The sequence below is a fragment of the Arthrobacter sp. Y3221087 genome, assembly GCF_059089905.1.
The window spans coordinates 1-218 of sequence record NZ_JBNHFE010000041.1; the positions used below are offsets into that span (position 1 = coordinate 1).

The window sequence follows — 218 nt, forward strand, 5'->3', positions numbered from 1 at the left end:
GTGGTCACGGCGCCGACGAACGGGGCGGCCGGGATCATCCCGGCGGTGCTGTTCTACGCGCTGCACTTCGCCCCGGGCATGGACACCGCCACCCAGGAAGACCGCGACGACGTCGTGGTCAGGTTCCTGCTCGCCGCGGGGGCGGTGGGGGTGCTGTACAAGGAGCAGGCCTCGATCTCCGGGGCGGAGGTCGGCTGCCAGGGCGAGGTCGGGTCGGC

At 72.9% G+C, this 218-nt stretch carries 1 protein-coding gene; it reads left to right on the forward strand.

Annotated elements, in window-relative coordinates:
• A partial coding sequence (locus tag AC5RUO_RS20070) for an L-serine ammonia-lyase, iron-sulfur-dependent, subunit alpha (RefSeq protein WP_494104455.1) occupies window positions 1-218 on the forward strand: 218 nt, incomplete at both ends.